This is a genomic window from uncultured Aliivibrio sp. (assembly GCF_946479765.1).
Taxonomy (GTDB): Bacteria; Pseudomonadota; Gammaproteobacteria; order Enterobacterales; family Vibrionaceae; genus Aliivibrio.
This window is the reverse complement of the sequence record NZ_CAMLHO010000035.1, coordinates 1-18,714: the sequence shown is the minus strand read 5'-3', so window position 1 is coordinate 18,714 and position 18,714 is coordinate 1. Positions and strand designations below refer to the sequence as shown.

Sequence of the window (18,714 nt, the reverse complement as noted above, 5' to 3'; positions counted from 1 at the left end):
AATTATCTTTTCGTCGCCAATTCTTTATCATCATGCGCTTTAGCAAAATCAGCAATTGCCTGAAAATCACTTGGCGTCCAATAAGGTTTATTTTTTAACGAGTTAGGTAATGCTGAAAAATCTTTATCATTTTCATTTGGCATTAACATAAACGTAGCTAATGCTTCATATTCAGTTGAAACACTCTCTTCAACTTCACCTTTAAAGCCATTTGGTTGTAAATCGGTTCCTAAGTGATACTCTCTGTGGATCACAACCCATTTATTTGGCAACCGCTTAGAACTGTCCCACCAGATCCCATCCATTTTTTGAATTTGCGCTTTTGATTCTTCTTTAGTGCCAACACCTAACTCAATAAATTTTGTATTTATTGCCTTCGTCATTGCCGTAGAAAATGCATCTTTGTTTAAATTTGGATTAACACTGATAACATCACTTGCTAAAAGAGCTCCCAGCATATTCGAATAAAGATCTTCTGGCGAAAACGCCGAGGCGTACTCTTTAAAACCACCGACCGACTCCATACCAAACCATTGAGCAATTTCATGCCACTGTGCCAAACGATAAGATGTTAATGCAGCAAGCTCAATACTGATCTTTTGTCGCTCTACTTGAGTGTATTCTTGATATGTAGGATGTAGTTGTATAATACGAGTTTTTAACTCAGGTGACAGCATCACTTTATAGTCACTCCCTAAATGCTTATAGAACTCACCATAAAGATAATAAGTAAAATCCGCAGTATCACGAATATGAGCAGAATCTAAAAAGCCCCCCTTTTCAGAGTAAAATATGCCATTACTTTCATCTCCTAAGCCCATCAAACTGCTAGCAATTCCTTGAGAACCATCGTTATAGATATGAACACCAAGATCCTTGATATTCATTACATTCTCTACTAATACAAACGGCACCGGGATCCCGCCTACCTCTGTTTTTAGATTGGTTCCAAACGCGCAGCAGGGTCTTACTCCTGCCGGCGCATCAGCATCAGCCACAGCAAAGAAAGACAAACTCGATAATAAGCTACTAATAATAAGCGTGGTTACTGTATTCTTCATTTACTTATTCTCTAAAATGCTTCATTTATTTGAAAATAGACCGCTTGGCTGTCTTTCCCTAATCCATAGTCAAGTCTTACATTAACTCTTGGTTTAAACGCAAAACGATAACCTATACCATAAGTCGGTAGCCACTTGCTATCAAGTAGATCTTGATGAGAACCTGCAACATTACCACCACCGACCCACGCGACCATTCCATGTCGTTGAGTGAATTGTTGGCGAATTTCAATTTGTGCGGATAACTGACTATTATCTCGATATTGACCAGAATAATAGCCTCTCATTCGCTTATCACTACCTAAAGATGACAGAGCAAACCAAGGAATATCCCCTTGTACATCTTCAGCAAACACTTCCCATGCCAATACAGTATTAGGTAATACTTTTTGATATTGACGATAATTTACTGTTACTTTATCAAAGTCATAATCTGAACCAAACTCAGTACGATACGCATTCCAATTAACACTAAATAGCATTCCTTTATGTGCATTTAACTCGAAATCGCGACTGTCGTATTCAATGCTCAATGTAGAAGCGCTTAAGAACGTATCACTCAGTTCATTCTGTGTCAGCATAGAGGTATCTGATGAAATATTGCGATAACTCTCCATATCAACCCCGATAAGAAAGTACGTACTCGGTAAGAATTGATAAGCAATTTTCGGAGTAAATCCGAGAATTTGAGCCTCAACGAGGGTTTTATTATTCTCATTTTCTGCCGCTGATTTACCTACTCCCCAATAATATTCAGGAGTATGACTAGCTTTAGCTTGAACCAATAAACGTAAGTCATCATTCTCAAAATAGGTTCGATTATTAACCCCAACACCGTAAGATCCAGACGTTGAACCATAACCAGTAATATTAATGGTTGATAACGGTGCGCTTTCTTTATCTTTAAGTGGTGAATATAAACCAACAGCCGCAACGCCAATGCCAAAACCTTGTTCAGGATTAACAAAAGGCCCGGGGAGTACAGCCCAATCGACACCTTTACTGACGTCAATATCTTCAGATGACCCTAATTCTTCAAGAAAAGTATCAACCCAGCTTTGTGGCTTCTCTTTCGCAGAGATCGAAAATGCGCAGCAACTTAGTAAAGCTGCCGTCGATATAGTTAATAACTTCATGATTTAAAATCGCATATCAACGCTTAAGAATAAACTTGTACGGTTACCAAACCCCGCCTCACCCAGTAAATAAAGTCGATCATGCAATTTATACTGCATACCTACAATTGGGTTCCACGGTGTTATTAAGTGTTGCTCTACATTAAAGCGACCATTATCAACTAATCCAGATAGAGCTCCTAAGCCGATATCATTTAAGTTTCCAGATAAAGATTGCTCTACATCTTGATACATAGCACCAACCCATAGGCGAACGGGAGCTCCCATTCGAGCGAAGTCATACCCTATACGTGGAGAGATAACAATTGAAGAGATTGAACCATCAATAACATTTAAATTAGTTTCAGTATAACTAGCATCTACTAATGCAAAAATATCTTTATAGCCACCAGCCAGAACAAAACCGGCTCCATAAAGTGTACCATTAAGATCCAATCTGAAGGGGGTAGTTCCTAGTGGTCTATTCCCTTTCGAAGTTTTTAGATCTATCTTTATATCAGTTTCTGAATATCCTTTAAGCTGCCCTACAATTCCGTATAAATTTAAGAAAGGAAATAACCAAACATCACCACGTAAGGTAAGGACTTCACTCATTTGTTTACCAGTACCAACTGCATCTATTTCAACTAAATTACTAATTTGATGAGGTGGCTTCCAAGGGAACAACGCGGGAATAGTCCCCTCAAAACCAATACTATCTACCGAGATATCTTGAGTTTGCTTCATGTAACTGACGTTCAGACCAAACGCTTCAGGCAGTGTATAGCCACGCGCTTCTGCTTCTTTTTTCCAAATGGGTAGTGTAAAAGATTCTGCGAATAAAGAAGGAGAGTGAGATAAAAACAATAGGCAAAGTACAAAAAGTGCTCTTTGCATCATAAAAGCTCCAGAACTGAAGGAAAGTAGCCCAAAAGTGGTTTCAGTTTTTCGGAATCATACGCTTGATATTGATATGATCAACTCAATTTTACATTATTTTACAAAGCAATAAGTCAAGTCTAATATTTGAGTAATTTAGTACGGGCTATAATTAAGATCACAAAATTAAAAATTAGAACCAACAAATTGTAGAGCAAACGGACACAATACTAATATAGCTTAATATATAGCCAAATAAAAATGCCAGTGTGAGGATTTAATCATCTTCACACTGGCATTTTTTCATCAATAATTTAAGAGCAATATAGTATCAACGCTTATTCTTACCGCGGTTTGCGTGTACTTTCATTTTTGCTTTCATTTTTCTTTTATCCGCTGAGCGACCACGACTTTGACGTGAATGGTCTTCTTTTACTACTCGAGCGTTTGGATCAGGTTCGTATCCTTTTAGCCACTCTTGCGGTAAACGAGTTTCAAGCAGGGTTTCAATCGCTTGCAATAAATACTCTTCATTTGAACTCATTAATGAAATAGCTTTACCCGTATGTCCAGCTCGACCAGTACGACCGATACGGTGTATATAATCTTCGGCTTTAAATGGTAATTCATAGTTGATCACACATTCTAACTGTTCAATATCAAGACCACGAGCCGCGATATCTGTTGCGATTAACGCGCGAACTTTACCTGTTTTAAACTCTTCTAGCGCACGTAAACGAGCACCTTGACTTTTATCGCCATTAATAGAAACCGCTTTTATACCATCTTTCTTAAGCTCTTTAACTAGATCATCAGAGCCTTGCTTTGTTTTAGTAAACACAAGCACTTGTTGCCAATTACGAGAACCAATCAAATATGCTAGTAGCTCACTTTTACGATGTTTATCTACAGGATAAATAATTTGCTCTACCGTATCCGCCGTACTATTTGTTGGCGTTACTTGCACTTCTTTTGGTTTGTGCAGCATGTAATGAGCAATTTCTCTTACTTTGGCACTGAACGTTGCTGAGAAAAATAGTGTTTGGTGTTCTGCTGGCATTTTACATAAAATCTTTTTGATATCAGGAATAAAGCCCATATCTAACATACGGTCGGCTTCATCTAACACTAAAAATTCTGCTTGGTTTAAAGTGATCGTATTGATATGAACTAGATCCAATAAGCGCCCTGGTGTAGCGACTACAATATCCGCACCACCCGCTAAATTATCTTTTTGAACATTAATACTCGTACCACCATAAGCAACAACGACTTTAATGTCTGTATTTTTAGTATAACTAACCAAGCTATCAAATACTTGTTGTGCTAATTCACGCGTAGGCGTCAAAATCAAACTGCGGATAACTTTTGAGCCTTGACTACGGTTAGTTGGATTCTCAATCAAACGTTGGATAAGAGGTAAACCAAAAGCGGCTGTTTTACCTGTACCTGTTTGTGCTCCTGCAAGTACATCATGTCCTTGTAATACGAGAGGAATAGCTTGTTGCTGAACAGGTGTCGCCTCTTTAAAACCTAATTCCGATACGGTATTAAGAAGCTGTTCAGATAACCCTAATGAAGCAAATGACATGATGAACCTTTGATTGGCAATAATTTGCGCCGATTGTAGCAAAAGTAAATCAAGAACCCTAAGCTAAGTTTATCACCTGATAAAAATCATCATTTTATTTCCCAATATAAATGCTATAAAAATGAGATTACTGGCTAAAACCTCAAGAAAAATAGTCTGTATATATTTCTCTTTAAATTGAATAAAACTCTCAACTTTAGTTCAATATCTTAGTTTGATTGCAATTTTTTCTGCGTAAAATATTCCATTCTTACATCAACTAACTTTTCCCACACAACTTCTCTACAAATATTTGTTATTTCATTACGTTAGGGTAATGCAAAAAAACAGTATACTTTGCGATACGCTAGATTATCTTAGAAAAGTTCAAAATTGACACACATCGTTCAATTTAAAGGCAAATAGACTATTTGTATGCATTTAAGGGTTTACAAGATAAGAGTAAGCCACTACTATACGCGGCATGGAGGGATGGCTGAGTGGTCGAAAGCACCGGTCTTGAAAACCGGCAACCGTTAATAGCGGTTCTAGGGTTCAAATCCCTATCCCTCCACCAAATTAAAAGATTAAACCGCTGTTTTTACAACGGTTTTTTTGTATCTGTACTATCGAAAATCACCTTGCACAGAAAGGTGGCACAGATGTACTTATTAAGACTCCCAAATAGCGTGTACTATACTCGTATCGCTACTCCACTTTCACTCCGTCATACCTTTACTGACAAGTTAAAACGTGAGAATGTCGAAGAGCATGTAGTGTCTGAAATTGTAGGCCATAAACATCAAAACATGACCTACGGAAGATCGCATTTTCTAACTCGTTTTTTTCCCAAAGTTTGTTAGTGCGAGATTGAACTTGAATTCAATTTCTGCAATTAGGCTTACTATTTTATGCCTAGAACTCTAAGTAGGTGGCATAATTCACCATGCCACTACAATTCGTTTATTAGTAATGTTTGTCCCAAACAAAACATACCTAACTTTAAACACTTATCCTAATATAAATATCATAATAAATCAGGTCGCTTTATTGAGGTTGCTCTAACGTATGATTTTTCCATTTATCTAGAATAAAATCAGCCAATTCCTTACTACGAAATAGCAATGACGGGTGATTATCACGAACTCGCTTCATAATATAAACCTGCCCGTTACCACGCAAAATAACATAATCCTTATTATTCATAGTAATCAAGCCATTTTCAATATTAGAAACAGTAATGCTTCCTTTACTAATCTCACTAAGAACAGGATTTGAGTCCCAATTGGCTGATTTGTCATCAAGATGATAATAACTATTTCCATCGATATTCATACCAGTTAAAGGAAAACTATCAACCCCTAACAATTGATTAGTAATCAACTCCGTTGAACTTGGTTTCAAGTACATTTGAAGATCACCATCAATAGATGTAGCTAAGGCAAATTTATTATCTATAAAAACAAAGTCATCTTGCATATCAGAACGACAAATTCCTGCGGTATAAGCAACCTCACAACCCTCTCCATTATCAGGAAATGTCATAAAAAATGAATTCGGATTAAATTTATCAAACATTAATTCATATAACTCACCCCCAATAGAAACCGTCTTTTTCTTGATATCAAACTGCCAATTTGCTAGCTCATCATCTCCCGTTCTCCAAAAATCATTGAAACTCATCGATGTATATTTAGTATTATCTAAAAATTTATGCAGTGGTGGTTGCATTGGCACTGTTGACGCTAGACCTGTATCAGATAAGTAAATATTAAAACTATCAAGATCTTCATCTTTATTTACCAAGGTATCAATCTCGTCCTTAATCGTTTTAATTTGTTTATCAAAAATATCACTTCCCAAATCTTTATTTAATTCACTTACCACACTACGAGCAAAGAGGTGCACCTTTTTAGCTTCTGGATTAGAGGCCTTTAATGCAATGTAATCTTGACTTAACACATCAACATCATAACCAAGCTCTGTGGCTAATTCTTGAAGCGTTTTGTTTTGTGCCTTTGCAATAGTAGTAAATGGCGTAATTACCGATCCAACACCATTAGCTACAAGCCTAAAGCTTTGATCTATCGTCCCGCCTTTGTCACTATCACGTGTTTTACCTACAATTGCTTCAACGATAACATCAAAACCTTTATCTTTAACTGGTATGGCAATAACACCAGACTCATTTGTTAATTGCTTTAATTTCTCATCATTATCTGGTAAGCCGTTTTCATTACGATCAATATAAACTTCAGCATCAACTAAATAGCCATCGATAGCTTTAAGAAAATGAGTGTCAGAATTTGAATTATTAGACTTATCTGATTCATTACAGCCAGTTAACAAAGCGGCTATTAAACTCATGCATGCTGTTAATTTCGAGTGTGTCATACGGATCCTCGTGTATTAATTATTCTTCTAAATGAAGAGGTGAATGTACTCGAAGTAGACAGAATGCGGATCAGTAAAAATTACTAGGTTTGATTGAAATTCAAACCGAAAAGAACTACTTACGAATAATTTGATGTTATTTCGAACAATTGCATTATCATAATTATGTTTCTGAAAAAAATTAATAGTAACGAGGATTACAAATAGTTATAGTTCGCGCCACATTATCAGCCTACGGGCTATATTTATTAAAATAAATAAGTAGATCCTCGTGAATAGCACTTCTTTTCTTTATGGCTTACGCTATGTCATTACATTTATCGTTCTATATCAATTTTCGCTATTATTTTTAGCAGATCCACATGCCTCCGCATTAAGTACCTTTTTTCCTGCTCCTGCCTTTATATTGGCAATTAGTTTTATTCAAGGTTTAAAGGTACTGCCACTTATTTATATTTGTGCCACTTTAGCTAGTTTTTTTGATGTTCCTCCTTGGGAGTTAACATCGTTCAATTGGTTACATATTTTACGTCAAACCTTAACTTATGGCTTGTCTGGTATCGTATTAAAATGGTTATTAGGTTCTAAAACATTCTGTATTATTCACGTAAAAACACTTTGGCCTTTTATCATAACGTGTCTAGTCTCAACGTTAATTTCTAGTATGCTTGCATCTGCTCTCTTTTATCATTATGGATTTATCAACTGGCAAAATATTCATAAACTCTTTATATCCTTTTTTATCGGTGATTTCACTGGGTTATTAATGTTTACTCTCCTCGCTTTTTGGCTAGAGTATACTGCTTATAATCGGAATGTAAGGACGCAATTGCTGCTCCTAAAACGTAGCGTGCACTCTTTAATACTAGTGCATTGTTTTCTTGCTATTTCACTTAGTGCTGGGCTTTTTATCTTAGTAACTTTAAAGCCTGAGCTTGCTACATATCACTATTTGCTTCTTCTTCCTGTCACATTAATCTCAGCCAAATATGGTCTAAAATCAGGGATAACTACCGCATTTATTGTTAACTTATTCGTTGCATTTATTTTCATCTACACTGAAACAACAATATATACAGTAACTGAGATACAAACGTTATTTGCAGTCATTGCATTTATTGCTCTGTTACTCGGGACTTATTACGATAATCAAAAAATATCAAATGAGCGTTTACGTAATAGTGAAATGATGTTGGCGAACTTGGCGCAAAAGTCATCATTAAGTGAACTAGGAGCAACCATTGCACACGAAGTTGCCTCACCTCTACAAGCCGCATTAACCACTAGTCAGCTATCTATCGACCTGCTCAAAAAAGGAAAGGATGTTAGCCGAAGCTTACTACTAGAACTTAACCAAGATGTAGCATTTGCTTTAAGTAAAGCGGTGCAAATTCACCATCGAATTTACAAAGGTATCCTTGCAAAGGAAACTCTTTATATTGAGGAAATAATATTATCAAATTGCGTTAATGACGCTCTACGTTTACTGAATGATCTATGTAGGAATAATCAAGTTCAATTCAAAGGTATCGATAGTCTCTTTAACGTGATCATAAAAGCCGACCGCCTTTGTATGACGCAAGTCTTCATTAATTTAATTAAAAATGCAATTCAAGCAGATGCTACTTATGTTGAAATTTCAGCACGAACAAGTCATGGATATGTAGAGATAAATATAACTAATAATGGTAAAGATATTGACAATGTTGTCGCTGACCGTATTTTTGATAGCTTATTTACCACAAAAAAAGATGGCTTCGGATTAGGCTTATCGGTTTGTCGAACAATGTTAGAAGGCTTTGGTGGAAAAATAAAATTAATACACAAAGAAAAAACACACCATAAAACAGGTGCAACATTCCAACTCTATTTACCTACAGTTAACACATTATCATGACCGTATATTTTATTGATGACGACCCACTATTATTAAAAGCAATGACACGATTATTTCTTATTAATAACCTAAATTGCAAAGGATTTTCCTCTGCAACGGCATTTTTAGAGAGCATTAAAGTAACTTATGAACCTGCATGTATTATACTCGATCTACGCATGCCAGAAATGAGTGGATTAGAACTGCAAAATAAACTAAATGAAATAATGCCTCATTGGCCAATTATTTTTTTAACGGGTCATAGTCAAGTCCATATTGTGGTCGAAGCTATAAAAAAAGGGGCTATCGATTTTTTAGAAAAACCAATTGATAACCATATTTTACTAGAAACCATCAATACTGCATTAATTCGCAGTGGGTCCTTAATTGAGTTTTATCAAGAGAGGCACAAACTGACAAAAAGAGAATGTGTAATAGCTGATTGGCTTGCCTTTGGGTTCTCTTCGAAAGAAATAGCAATAGAATTAAATCTAGCTATTAAAACAGTCGAATACCATAGAGCTAATATTAAATCAAAAATAGATTTAAGCTTATTTAAGAAAAACCTAAAATTAATTTCGTAATATTTAAACTAGCTACATTCAATGTGTCAGTTAAGTAACGGTCGGTGAGCGTCAATGATGAACTTATTGACATTACTACAAATAGCAGTTATTACATCTCTTTGATATCGATTCAATTTGACTTAATATAACGATATATGCTTATTATCTGAATGAAAATAACCTGTATTCAAACAACTCAAAAGGAATGTTCATAAGTAGCATTATCAATACTAACGTACTCCTTAGAACAAATACAACGCCTAAATATTGATACTTTAGGTGTTGTATCAATATTTAAGAGCTAAGGTTGAATGAGTGATGCTGATTAATCGCTAGATCTTAACAATAAACGACGACCATCTCTTCTACTTTTAGAAAATAAACATAATTTTAATTACTCTTACGAAAGTAACATTATTTCACCTTCGATTTTATCAAGTAAGTGAATAACGATTTCAGCAGCTTTCTCCATTAATTCTAAATGATGCATTCCTTGAATTTCATCAGCTTCATTAAAAGCCAGAAGTGCTAATCGACCTTCATTATGGACATTAGCATGAGGCTCTTCCAATTGTTTATATGATGAACAATCTGAAAATAACTGTTTCCCACGACCAATATAATACCACTTACCTAAACGACACTGATGATGGTCTGCTACATCTGAACTACTGAAATCTCGCTTATGAACTCGTTGATATATATTTGCTTTCCACACAACGTGGTCTAATTGTACTAATCTTAAAAAAATGGAAGAATAAATAGATTCAACTAGAGAATACAATTGTTGTGACTTATTAACTAAAGATGTCACAATCTCGACTAATTCATTAATCCTTTCACTTAAATGAGCACATTGTTGTTCAATTAACTGCGCACTTTGATCACAACGCAGAGTATTATCACTAATATTACTTACTTCTAACTGAATCTGGCTCGCTGCTATACTTGCATTTTGTGCTAATTTTCTCACTTCGTCAGCAACCACGGCAAATCCGCGACCATGCTCACCTGCTCTTGCCGCTTCTATCGCTGCATTTAATGCCAATAAATTAGTCTGATCTGAAACAGAATTAATCGTAATAACGAATTGACTAATATCTGTTGAATTTATTTTTAACACATCAAGAGAATTGCCACTATTAGTTACTTCTATCATCAACTCACTTAATATACTGCTAAATGCAGTTAAAATAGAAATGCCATCACGGTTATCTTTTACATTTTGTTCCAGATATCCTTTTAGCTTATCCACAGATGTCGCCATATTTGTGCGTATATGTTCAATTGGTGATATTGTTTGTAATAAACTATTTGAAAATGCGATCTGCACTCTCAGCAGTTGATCTTGTTGTTCTAGATCATTTTGTTGATTACTAAGTTCATTATCTTTCTCGATAATTTTATATTGTAATTGTTCAATTGCATGTTGAAGCTCATTAATTTTTTCTTCGTGGAAATGTGTTTTTCTAAAAATATCGAAAGATAACATGGTAGATCTAACCTCTATAATACGCATAGTCATTAATAAACTACGTACTTAATTATTCCTATACTAATTATATCGCATTGTTAGCCTAAAATCACCTCACTACAATAATAACCGCCCATTAACATAACTCCAACCACATCAACTAATTGATATATTAAATTTTAAATTGATATACGTTTGCTTACATTGTATTGGATTAGCTATCAACAATACTAACTCAGCTTTTCTGCACTCATTTATTCATACATGCCTACCTAAAGCATAAATAAAAAGCAAATTGTGCAATTAAAGAGCAAACGCGTCATTTGCATGAATTAAAGGTTTACAATTAAAAGGTCTATATCTATTATATAGGCATTGGAGGGATGGCTGAGTGGTCGAAAGCACCGGTCTTGAAAACCGGCAACCGTTAATAGCGGTTCTAGGGTTCAAATCCCTATCCCTCCACCAAACATTAAGCCCTTGATTATTCAAGGGCTTTTTTCATACTTCAAACTAAACCTACTATACTCACACTTGTTTTACTAAATTATAACGATTTTCCTTTTATTTAAAATAATTCACACCTTACTAATCAATATAATAAAGTATTTTGGTTGTATCAAAATTAATTTTCTTTTATTTTTTCTCTACAGCACTAATTTTAGTTTTACTTTCAATACAGTCTACTAAATGTACATTTAATTAAAATAAATTAAGATATATGATAATTAATTAAAAATATTAGAATCTACATTTAAGAATGTGCTCACTCAATATACAAGGTTCATCTATGTCTTTAAAAGCAAAATTACTCGTTTCAATGTTTATATTCATAACAATAATAATCACAACACTCACAACTATTACATATATAACTCAAAAGAATAATTTACATTCTCAAATTCATTCCGAAACTATGAATATAGGTAAAGTTCAAGCTGAGCGATTTGGTGAATGGTTACTATTACACAAAGACATTGTAAACTCTTTAGCTCAAGACATTAATAATGGTGATGTCATTTTCGCGTTACAACAAGCACAGAAAATTGGTGAATTACAACTAACTTATTTTGCGGAAAATAATGGTCGAATGAGAGACTCAGATACGAGCATTGATCGTACCGCATACGATCCATTAACTAAATCGTGGTATAATAACGCTTTAGAAAAAAATACATTAATGACCACAAAACCAAGCTATAGTGCGTCAAGTAAAGATATTTTGCGTATCATGATCGTATCCCCTACGCCAAGCAAAAATGGCGTAGTCGGCGCTAATTTACCGATTGATTCATTGATTAAAAAAGTGAATAACATTCAATTACCCGCTAATGGTAAAACTATTTTAATTCATAACAATGGCATGATTTTAGCTCATTACGATCCTGACAATACTTTAAAACCTATTTCAGACATTGAACCTGCATTAACAGCTACAGTATTAAATAAAATAATGAATGCAAATGAAATGTTGAACATTACATTTCAGAGTGACCATGAAAACAAAAGCATATGGGGAAGTAAAATTCCTAATAGTGACTGGAGCCTAGTTTACATTCTCGATCAGAAAAAAATAGATGCTCCATTAAGAGAACTATTAATCAATAACTTAACACCAGCAGTGATATTACTATTAATTAGCCTTGTTATCACTGCACTATTAATTGGATTTTTACTTAAACCATTAAATGACATCACCAATTCCTTGCGAAAAATTATTGAAGGCGAGGGAGACCTAACACAAAAAATTACACCAAAATACATGGATGAGATTGGTTTACTTGCCACTTATTTTAATACCTTTATAGAAGGTATGCACACCATGATTTCTCGTTTACGTGATATTTCTATTGAACTAGAAATTCAATCTCAACAATCTCTTAAAAATACAAATTTAAGTAAAATTAATATCCAAGATCAACAAGATGAAATTAACCTTATTGCAACAGCTATACATGAAATGGCAGCGACCACTCAAGAAATTGCATACAACACAGAAAATGCAGCAAAAGAAGCGAATAACGCAGTAGATTTTTCAATGAACAGTGCGTCAAAAATGAATGAAAGCCAGCAAGCAATTAATGACTTATCCAATAAAACTAAAACTGCAATGGATGTTGTTTATACTTTAAACATCCACTCTCAAAATATATCGATAATATTATCTACAATTAAAAACATTTCAGAACAAACTAATTTATTAGCATTAAATGCAGCTATCGAAGCCGCTCGTGCAGGAGAGCATGGTAGAGGTTTCTCCGTTGTTGCTGATGAAGTTCGCATGTTAAGCCAACGTACACACGCATCAACGGAAGAAATACAAACAACCATTGAAGCCTTACAAGCAGTCATTCAAAATGCTATTGATATCATGGATGAAAGCCATTCACTTGCCGACAATAGCGTATCGAATGTTCAACATGTCTCTCAATCTTTAACTGTGATTAATCAAGTTATCAATCAAATTAATGATATGACCACGACTATTGCCACCTCAGCTGAAGAACAAACTGCTGTTACTAATGAAATCAATCAAAATACTCTTGCGATTCGAGATTCAACAGTATCATTAGTCGCTGATTTAATAAATGCCGAAGAACAGTCTGCAATATTGGCTGATTTAGCGAATAATTTAAAGCAAGAAATCGCACATTTTAAATTGTAATAATACTCAATTTACGAATTCTCCCCCTCCGTGCGACATTACATCAATGTCGCATGGAAGGAGGGATAATTCTTAGCTTCTATTAAATAAGATCTTCAGAAAATTAAGATTTATTTCTATTTACCAATCAATAAAGCATCGTGACCACTAATCGCTTGATATGCTCGTAAATCAAACAATGGCATGATCGAGTAGATATGATCAAAAATATCAGCTTGCACACCTTCGTAAACTACCCAATCTGTATTATTGGTAAACGCATAGATCTGTAATGGTAATCCCTCCGGAGTTGGTTCTAATTGACGCACCATAAACATCATGTATGGATGAATGTCTTTATGAGTACGTAAATAAGAAGCTAAATAGGCACGGAAAATTCCCATATTAGTCATTTGACGGATATTACCCAAATGCGGAATATCATCTAACTCCTCATTAAATGTTTTTATCTCTTTTGTTTTTTCAAACAGATACTCTCTAAGAATACGAATTTCTTTTAGTGACTCAATCTCTTCATCTGTCATAAAGCGAATCGAATTAACATCAATGTTAACCGCACGTTTAATGCGTCGGCCACCAGAATCTGACATACCTTGCCAGTTAATAAACGCATTTTGAACTAATGCATATGCGGGGATCATACTGAGGGTATTATCAAAATTTCGGACCTTTACCGTCGTTAATGAAATCTCTTCTACTGTGCCATTTGCTTTAAACGAATCCATTTCAATCCAATCATTCAAACTGATCATACGGTTAGCAGAAAGCTGTATACCGGCAACAAAACCCAAAATAGTGTCTTTAAATACCAACATAACAAACCCGGTTGCCACCCCTAATCCACTTAAGAATATCACCGGAGATTCATTAGCAAGGATAGACATAGAAACGACGATCCCGACAAAAAAAGCAAATAGCTTAGTCAGCTGGACAAAACTCTTGATTGGCATTCGGCGTGTAATGCCTTTAGATGTCGCAAAATCATTAAGAGCATCAAGTAATGCAAACAGCATGGATAAGAAGATAACAAGAATCGAAATACTCAGAACTTTATCAGTAATAGCCGAGAGTAACGTATAGTGGCCAAGAGCCAGAGGGATCAGTAAATCCAGAATAGTAATAGGGACAAGCAGAGTCAACTTTTCGAACACGTTGTTATTTAAAAAACTCTCTAATAAAGGTTTATTCGCTCGATGGAGGATATTTGTGATCGTCCGAATAATAATATGTCGAGTAATCAGATAACTAATAATAGCAACCACGATGACAGCAAGAACAAATACAACCGTAAGTTCTAAACCATAAGGGTCACTATTTATGCCGAAAGAGGTTAATTTAGCTGAAATATAATTACGTACATGATGATCTAACAAGTTGTCGTCCTTATTTTCTTATTCACTTAAAAAATGAAGAATATGGCATGAATATACCGATTTAAAACAATAATTTTAAGCTATTAAATTGATTCTACAAGTACTAATTTTAGTCTATATATGTTCGTAAAAAGTATGAATGTACGCATTATAATTCCAAGCCGCTTCTTTCTTATACAAGAAGATTACAATGCGAGCTAAATCACAAAATATGAAAACTAAGTTTGCCTTTGATTCACATCATATGTTTTAGACTACAATAATTAAGTCCCTTACATTTAACTCAGAGGTTAAAATGGAAAATCAAACGTCAAGTCAGGCATTAATTTCAAAAAGCTGGAAATATTTTATTATTGTTGGCGTCATTGTCGCGCTTGCAGGGTTAGGGGCAACGAGCCTACCTGTAATTGCTGGTGTAACGATTTCAACGATCATCGGCACCTTATTATTAATTACAGGTCTTGTTCAGGTTTACCATACTTTCCGTATTCATTCTTGGAAAGAAAAATTATGGTACGTATTAAGTGCACTACTCTATATTGTTGGCGGTTTATTTATTCTCTTTAACCCGCTAGAAGGTCTTATGACAATAACAACAATAATGGTTGTTGTAATGATTTTTAACGGTCTAACACGTATGATTTTTGGGATGACAAATAGAAGTCTTCCTGGTAGCGGTATGGTGATTTTAAGTGGTCTACTCTCCGTTGTTATTGGAGGATATTTCTTCTTTCTACTAGATAATCCTGAGTTCTCATTATCATTATTAGGTACTTTTGTTGGTGTTTCATTACTACTAGAAGGGATCAGCTTTATTTTTCTTGGCTTACAAATGAAAAAGCTAGTAAATAATAAATAGTCTCCTGATTAAATAAGTATAATTAATACATAAAAAAGCCTCTTAGGGGAATTAAGAGGCTTTGGATTAGCTTAGAGCAAACTTGTTATTTTAAGTTATCTTGAATCAATGATAGTGCCGTTTTCATTGCGCCTTTGGTTGAACATTCAACTTGGCGAATGTTCGTGAAACGTTCACCTTCTTTTACTGGAATATCATGAGCAAGGATGATGAACTTCGCGTTCGCAACATCTTTCGCTGTCAGCTTATTCATTAAACCATTAGAGCCTTGTGTCTCAACTTTAATCTTGATACCTGCTGCTGCACCCGCTTTCTCTAGCGCTTTTGCTGCCATGAATGTGTGCGCAACACCTGAAGGACAACAAGTAACCGCAAGAACATCGTACTCGCCTTCACCAGCAACTGGTGCCGCTGTTTGTGTTTGTGTTTGTACTGGAGCGGTTGCAACAGCGTCATTTTCTTCTACATAAACCGGCTTCCAAAAGCCAACGATTAATGCCGTTGTTAATGAACCTAAAACAATACCAACCACGTACATTGGGATGTTGCTAGATACCGGAGCGGTAATTAATCCACCCCAAGGTGCATGAAGTAACACATCAGTCATAAAGCCGAACACACAACCAACCATACCACCAGCAACGATAGATGGAAGAACACGCATTGGGTCATTTGCTGCGAATGGGATAGCACCTTCAGAGATACCAATTGAACCCATGATTGCTGCTGCTTTACCTGCTTCTTGCTCTTCTTTAGAGAATTTCTTCTTAAACATGAAAGTAGCAAGTGCCATGCCTAGCGGCGGAGTACAAATCGCGATACCAACACCACCCATCAACCATGGTTGTGTATTTACTTGAGTTTGAGCGAACAAGGTTGCTACTTTATTGATTGGGCCACCCATATCAAATGCCGTCATACCACCAAGAATCGCACCAAGAACCGCTTTAGAAGAACCCGCCATTGATGCTAAAAATTCGTTCATCGCAATCATGAATGAAGAGATAGCAGCGCCTAGGCCCCACATAACGATACCCGCAGAGACTAATGTACCAACTAGAGGGTAAATAAAGTACACACCAAGCGCACTTAGGTGAGCCGGAATAGGAAGCTTCTTAAGTTGAAGTACCACACCGCCAGCGATAAAACCGGCAATGATACAGCCAAGGAAACCACCACCCAAATCAGCCATAATACCTGATGCAATAAATGCTGGCGCTAACGCTGGTTTGTCTGCAATTGAGTAACCAATGAAGCCACCAAGAATAATAGGGAAAAGTACAAGGCCTTTGATCGCAATGGTAGAAATATCCGCTAAGATACCCGTATCAGGAACGGCACCCTTACCTGTTGCCATTACCGCTAGAGCTAATAAAACCCCACCAGCAACCACGAATGGAAGCATGTGAGACGTACCAAAAAGTAAATGCCCTTTTAGTGTAGATAAAGTTTTTTTCCAATCAGTTGGACTTTGCGTTGCAGTCATCGTTGACATAAGAAGTATTCCTAAAAGTGAAATTAATTAATCAATAGGTCTAAAATTTCTTGTTCCGTTGTCGCTTTGTGTATGTCGGCAATTAAGTCATCACCGAACTTTTCAAATAACGCTTGTAGTGCATAAATGTGGTGATCGCCGCTTTCTGGTGAAGCAATCATAAAAAATACGGTTGGTTGGTCATCATCTGCATCGTATTCAATGGCAGTTTTTGCAACACCAATAGCAATAGCGGGTTCAATAACAGCGGCATTTTTAGTATGAGGATAAGCGATGCCCATATCAGAGGTAACACACTGTGCCTCACGCTCATAAATACCGGCTAAAAAGTTTTCTTTATTATCAATACGGTTATTTTGTAATAACATCTCAGCTAATTCAGAAAATACGCCATCTTTGGTCGTTGCTTCTAAATTCAATTTAATTAGATTGGTATTTACTAGTGTCGTGATCATGGTATTGCCCTTAATAAGAATTTTTACTTAATTCAAACTGCATTAAGTTGACAAGGGAATAATATGAATTTAATCGAGTATTGGTAAGATGACATTTCAAGCATTTACTGGATTTTTGTACCCGTAGAATCAAAGTGTGATGGCAGTAACAATTATGTCGTTAAAAAAAGATAGAAAGTAAAGAAACCAGCAAATCACCGAGCAAACCACCTTAATTAACAATGAGTTACATAAATTTAAAATAAAGGGATGATTTAAAAATCGATAAAAAATGAATACACAGAAAGAACCATGGACAAAAATAGAGGTAAAGCACATTAAATATGTGTCATTTAATGTGCTTTAGTTTTCGTTATAACGGATATATTTGAAATGGAAAAATCTGACTATTTAACCATAGCATTACAATAAGCATTGATTATTCAATATCATTAATAATAATATTTTTCGTGCCACGCTTAGCTTTATACAATAATTCATCTGCGGCTTTATAAGTATTCTTATTTACATCAGAAAAACTTAACCCACCACTAATGGTCACGATAATTTCATCGTTCCAAATTACATTTTCGATACTATGCCTAATATCTTCAGCTAACTTAATTGCACGTTCTTTATTGTTCTCATCAAAGATAACAACAAACTCTTCACCACCAATACGATAACATTGCTGCTCATTGCCAAGTGCAACTTTAAGAACATTCGCGACCTTAACTAGAACGTAATCACCAACATCATGTCCGTAATTATCATTAATCGATTTAAAATTATCAATATCTAAAATCAAAAAGCCATGATCGCTTTTCATCGCCTTATCATAATCAATCATAAACTTTCGACGGTTTAGGCAGCGAGTTAATGGATCTGTGAAATTTTCAACATTTAGATATTTAATTTTTAAAATGGTAAATAATAATAATACTGAGATGCTC

Annotated in this window: 14 protein-coding genes and 2 tRNA genes; 6 read left to right on the top strand and 10 right to left on the bottom strand. The window is 35.3% G+C overall.

What is annotated here, in order from left to right; genetic code table 11:
• Positions 1-2 precede the first annotated feature (2 nt).
• The 4 genes from Q1K78_RS12970 to Q1K78_RS12955 form a co-directional block, all read right to left on the bottom strand.
• Positions 3-1,061 (bottom strand): DUF4056 domain-containing protein, encoded by a 1,059-nt coding sequence (locus Q1K78_RS12970; protein ID WP_300179439.1) that lies wholly within the window; start codon positions 1,059-1,061, stop codon positions 3-5.
• Between the two features lie 11 nt (positions 1,062-1,072).
• On the bottom strand, positions 1,073-2,197 hold the full coding sequence (locus Q1K78_RS12965; RefSeq protein WP_300179436.1) for a BamA/TamA family outer membrane protein: 1,125 nt from the start codon (positions 2,195-2,197) through the stop codon (positions 1,073-1,075).
• Between the two features lie 3 nt (positions 2,198-2,200).
• Positions 2,201-3,076 carry a TonB-dependent receptor gene (locus tag Q1K78_RS12960; protein WP_300179433.1) on the bottom strand — a complete coding sequence of 292 codons (876 nt, stop codon included), beginning with the start codon at positions 3,074-3,076 and terminating at the stop codon, positions 2,201-2,203.
• Between the two features lie 310 nt (positions 3,077-3,386).
• A complete protein-coding gene (locus Q1K78_RS12955) occupies positions 3,387-4,646 on the bottom strand; it encodes a DEAD/DEAH box helicase (RefSeq protein ID WP_300179430.1) in 1,260 nt (419 codons plus the stop codon).
• A 465-nt stretch (positions 4,647-5,111) separates the two neighbouring features.
• On the opposite strand from Q1K78_RS12955, the gene Q1K78_RS12950 reads away from it, so the two are divergent.
• Positions 5,112-5,202: transfer RNA gene (locus Q1K78_RS12950), tRNA-Ser, on the top strand.
• Positions 5,203-5,672: 470 nt separating this feature from the next.
• Here the strand turns inward: Q1K78_RS12950 and Q1K78_RS12945 are convergent.
• Positions 5,673-7,019, bottom strand: coding sequence for a hypothetical protein (locus Q1K78_RS12945; RefSeq protein WP_300179427.1), 1,347 nt, complete (start codon positions 7,017-7,019; stop codon positions 5,673-5,675).
• Positions 7,020-7,290: 271 nt separating this feature from the next.
• Between Q1K78_RS12945 and Q1K78_RS12940 the strand changes: the two genes are divergently transcribed.
• Positions 7,291-8,916 carry an ATP-binding protein gene (locus tag Q1K78_RS12940; protein WP_300179424.1) on the top strand — a complete coding sequence of 542 codons (1,626 nt, stop codon included), beginning with the start codon at positions 7,291-7,293 and terminating at the stop codon, positions 8,914-8,916.
• A complete protein-coding gene (locus tag Q1K78_RS12935) occupies positions 8,913-9,479 on the top strand; it encodes a response regulator (RefSeq protein WP_300179421.1) in 567 nt (188 codons plus the stop codon). Before Q1K78_RS12940 ends, Q1K78_RS12935 begins: the two co-directional genes overlap by 4 nt.
• Positions 9,480-9,861: 382 nt before the next feature.
• Here the strand turns inward: Q1K78_RS12935 and Q1K78_RS12930 are convergent, their stop codons facing one another.
• Positions 9,862-10,953, bottom strand: coding sequence for a methyl-accepting chemotaxis protein (locus Q1K78_RS12930; RefSeq protein WP_300179418.1), 1,092 nt, complete (start codon positions 10,951-10,953; stop codon positions 9,862-9,864).
• Between the two features lie 359 nt (positions 10,954-11,312).
• Here Q1K78_RS12930 and Q1K78_RS12925 point away from each other — a divergent pair.
• Positions 11,313-11,403, top strand: a tRNA-Ser gene (locus tag Q1K78_RS12925).
• 292 nt (positions 11,404-11,695) lie between these two features.
• On the top strand, positions 11,696-13,600 hold the full coding sequence (locus Q1K78_RS12920) for a methyl-accepting chemotaxis protein (protein ID WP_366899982.1): 1,905 nt from the start codon (positions 11,696-11,698) through the stop codon (positions 13,598-13,600).
• Between the two features lie 116 nt (positions 13,601-13,716).
• Here the strand turns inward: Q1K78_RS12920 and Q1K78_RS12915 are convergent, their stop codons facing one another.
• Entirely contained in the window at positions 13,717-14,973 is a 1,257-nt protein-coding gene (locus tag Q1K78_RS12915) for a mechanosensitive ion channel family protein (RefSeq protein WP_300179411.1), read from the bottom strand.
• Positions 14,974-15,268: 295 nt separating this feature from the next.
• On the opposite strand from Q1K78_RS12915, the gene Q1K78_RS12910 reads away from it, so the two are divergent.
• Positions 15,269-15,832, top strand: coding sequence for a DUF308 domain-containing protein (locus Q1K78_RS12910; RefSeq protein ID WP_300179408.1), 564 nt, complete (start codon positions 15,269-15,271; stop codon positions 15,830-15,832).
• An 85-nt stretch (positions 15,833-15,917) separates the two neighbouring features.
• Here the strand turns inward: Q1K78_RS12910 and Q1K78_RS12905 are convergent, their stop codons facing one another.
• The 3 genes from Q1K78_RS12905 to Q1K78_RS12895 all read right to left on the bottom strand — a co-directional run.
• Positions 15,918-17,327, bottom strand: coding sequence for a fructose-specific PTS transporter subunit EIIC (locus tag Q1K78_RS12905; protein WP_300179405.1), 1,410 nt, complete (start codon positions 17,325-17,327; stop codon positions 15,918-15,920).
• 23 nt (positions 17,328-17,350) lie between these two features.
• The gene (locus tag Q1K78_RS12900) at positions 17,351-17,782 is read right to left on the bottom strand and encodes a PTS sugar transporter subunit IIA (protein WP_300179402.1); all 432 of its coding nucleotides are present in this window, start codon (positions 17,780-17,782) and stop codon (positions 17,351-17,353) included.
• A 418-nt stretch (positions 17,783-18,200) separates the two neighbouring features.
• The coding region (locus Q1K78_RS12895) for a GGDEF domain-containing protein (protein WP_300179399.1) at positions 18,201-18,714 on the bottom strand (514 nt) is incomplete at its 5' end.

Excerpts from the sequence above, each read along its gene's own strand:
- Q1K78_RS12970 (WP_300179439.1), bottom strand. The coding sequence starts at position 1,061 with ATGAAGAATACAGTAACCACGCTTATTATTAGTAGCTTATTATCGAGT.
- Q1K78_RS12965 (WP_300179436.1), bottom strand. The coding sequence starts at position 2,197 with ATGAAGTTATTAACTATATCGACGGCAGCTTTACTAAGTTGCTGCGCA.
- Q1K78_RS12960 (WP_300179433.1), bottom strand. The coding sequence starts at position 3,076 with ATGATGCAAAGAGCACTTTTTGTACTTTGCCTATTGTTTTTATCTCAC.
- Q1K78_RS12955 (WP_300179430.1), bottom strand. The coding sequence starts at position 4,646 with ATGTCATTTGCTTCATTAGGGTTATCTGAACAGCTTCTTAATACCGTA.
- Q1K78_RS12945 (WP_300179427.1), bottom strand. The coding sequence starts at position 7,019 with ATGACACACTCGAAATTAACAGCATGCATGAGTTTAATAGCCGCTTTG.
- Q1K78_RS12935 (WP_300179421.1), top strand. The coding sequence starts at position 8,913 with ATGACCGTATATTTTATTGATGACGACCCACTATTATTAAAAGCAATG.
- Q1K78_RS12930 (WP_300179418.1), bottom strand. The coding sequence starts at position 10,953 with ATGTTATCTTTCGATATTTTTAGAAAAACACATTTCCACGAAGAAAAA.
- Q1K78_RS12920 (WP_366899982.1), top strand. The coding sequence starts at position 11,696 with ATGTGCTCACTCAATATACAAGGTTCATCTATGTCTTTAAAAGCAAAA.
- Q1K78_RS12910 (WP_300179408.1), top strand. The coding sequence starts at position 15,269 with ATGGAAAATCAAACGTCAAGTCAGGCATTAATTTCAAAAAGCTGGAAA.
- Q1K78_RS12905 (WP_300179405.1), bottom strand. The coding sequence starts at position 17,327 with ATGTCAACGATGACTGCAACGCAAAGTCCAACTGATTGGAAAAAAACT.
- Q1K78_RS12900 (WP_300179402.1), bottom strand. The coding sequence starts at position 17,782 with ATGATCACGACACTAGTAAATACCAATCTAATTAAATTGAATTTAGAA.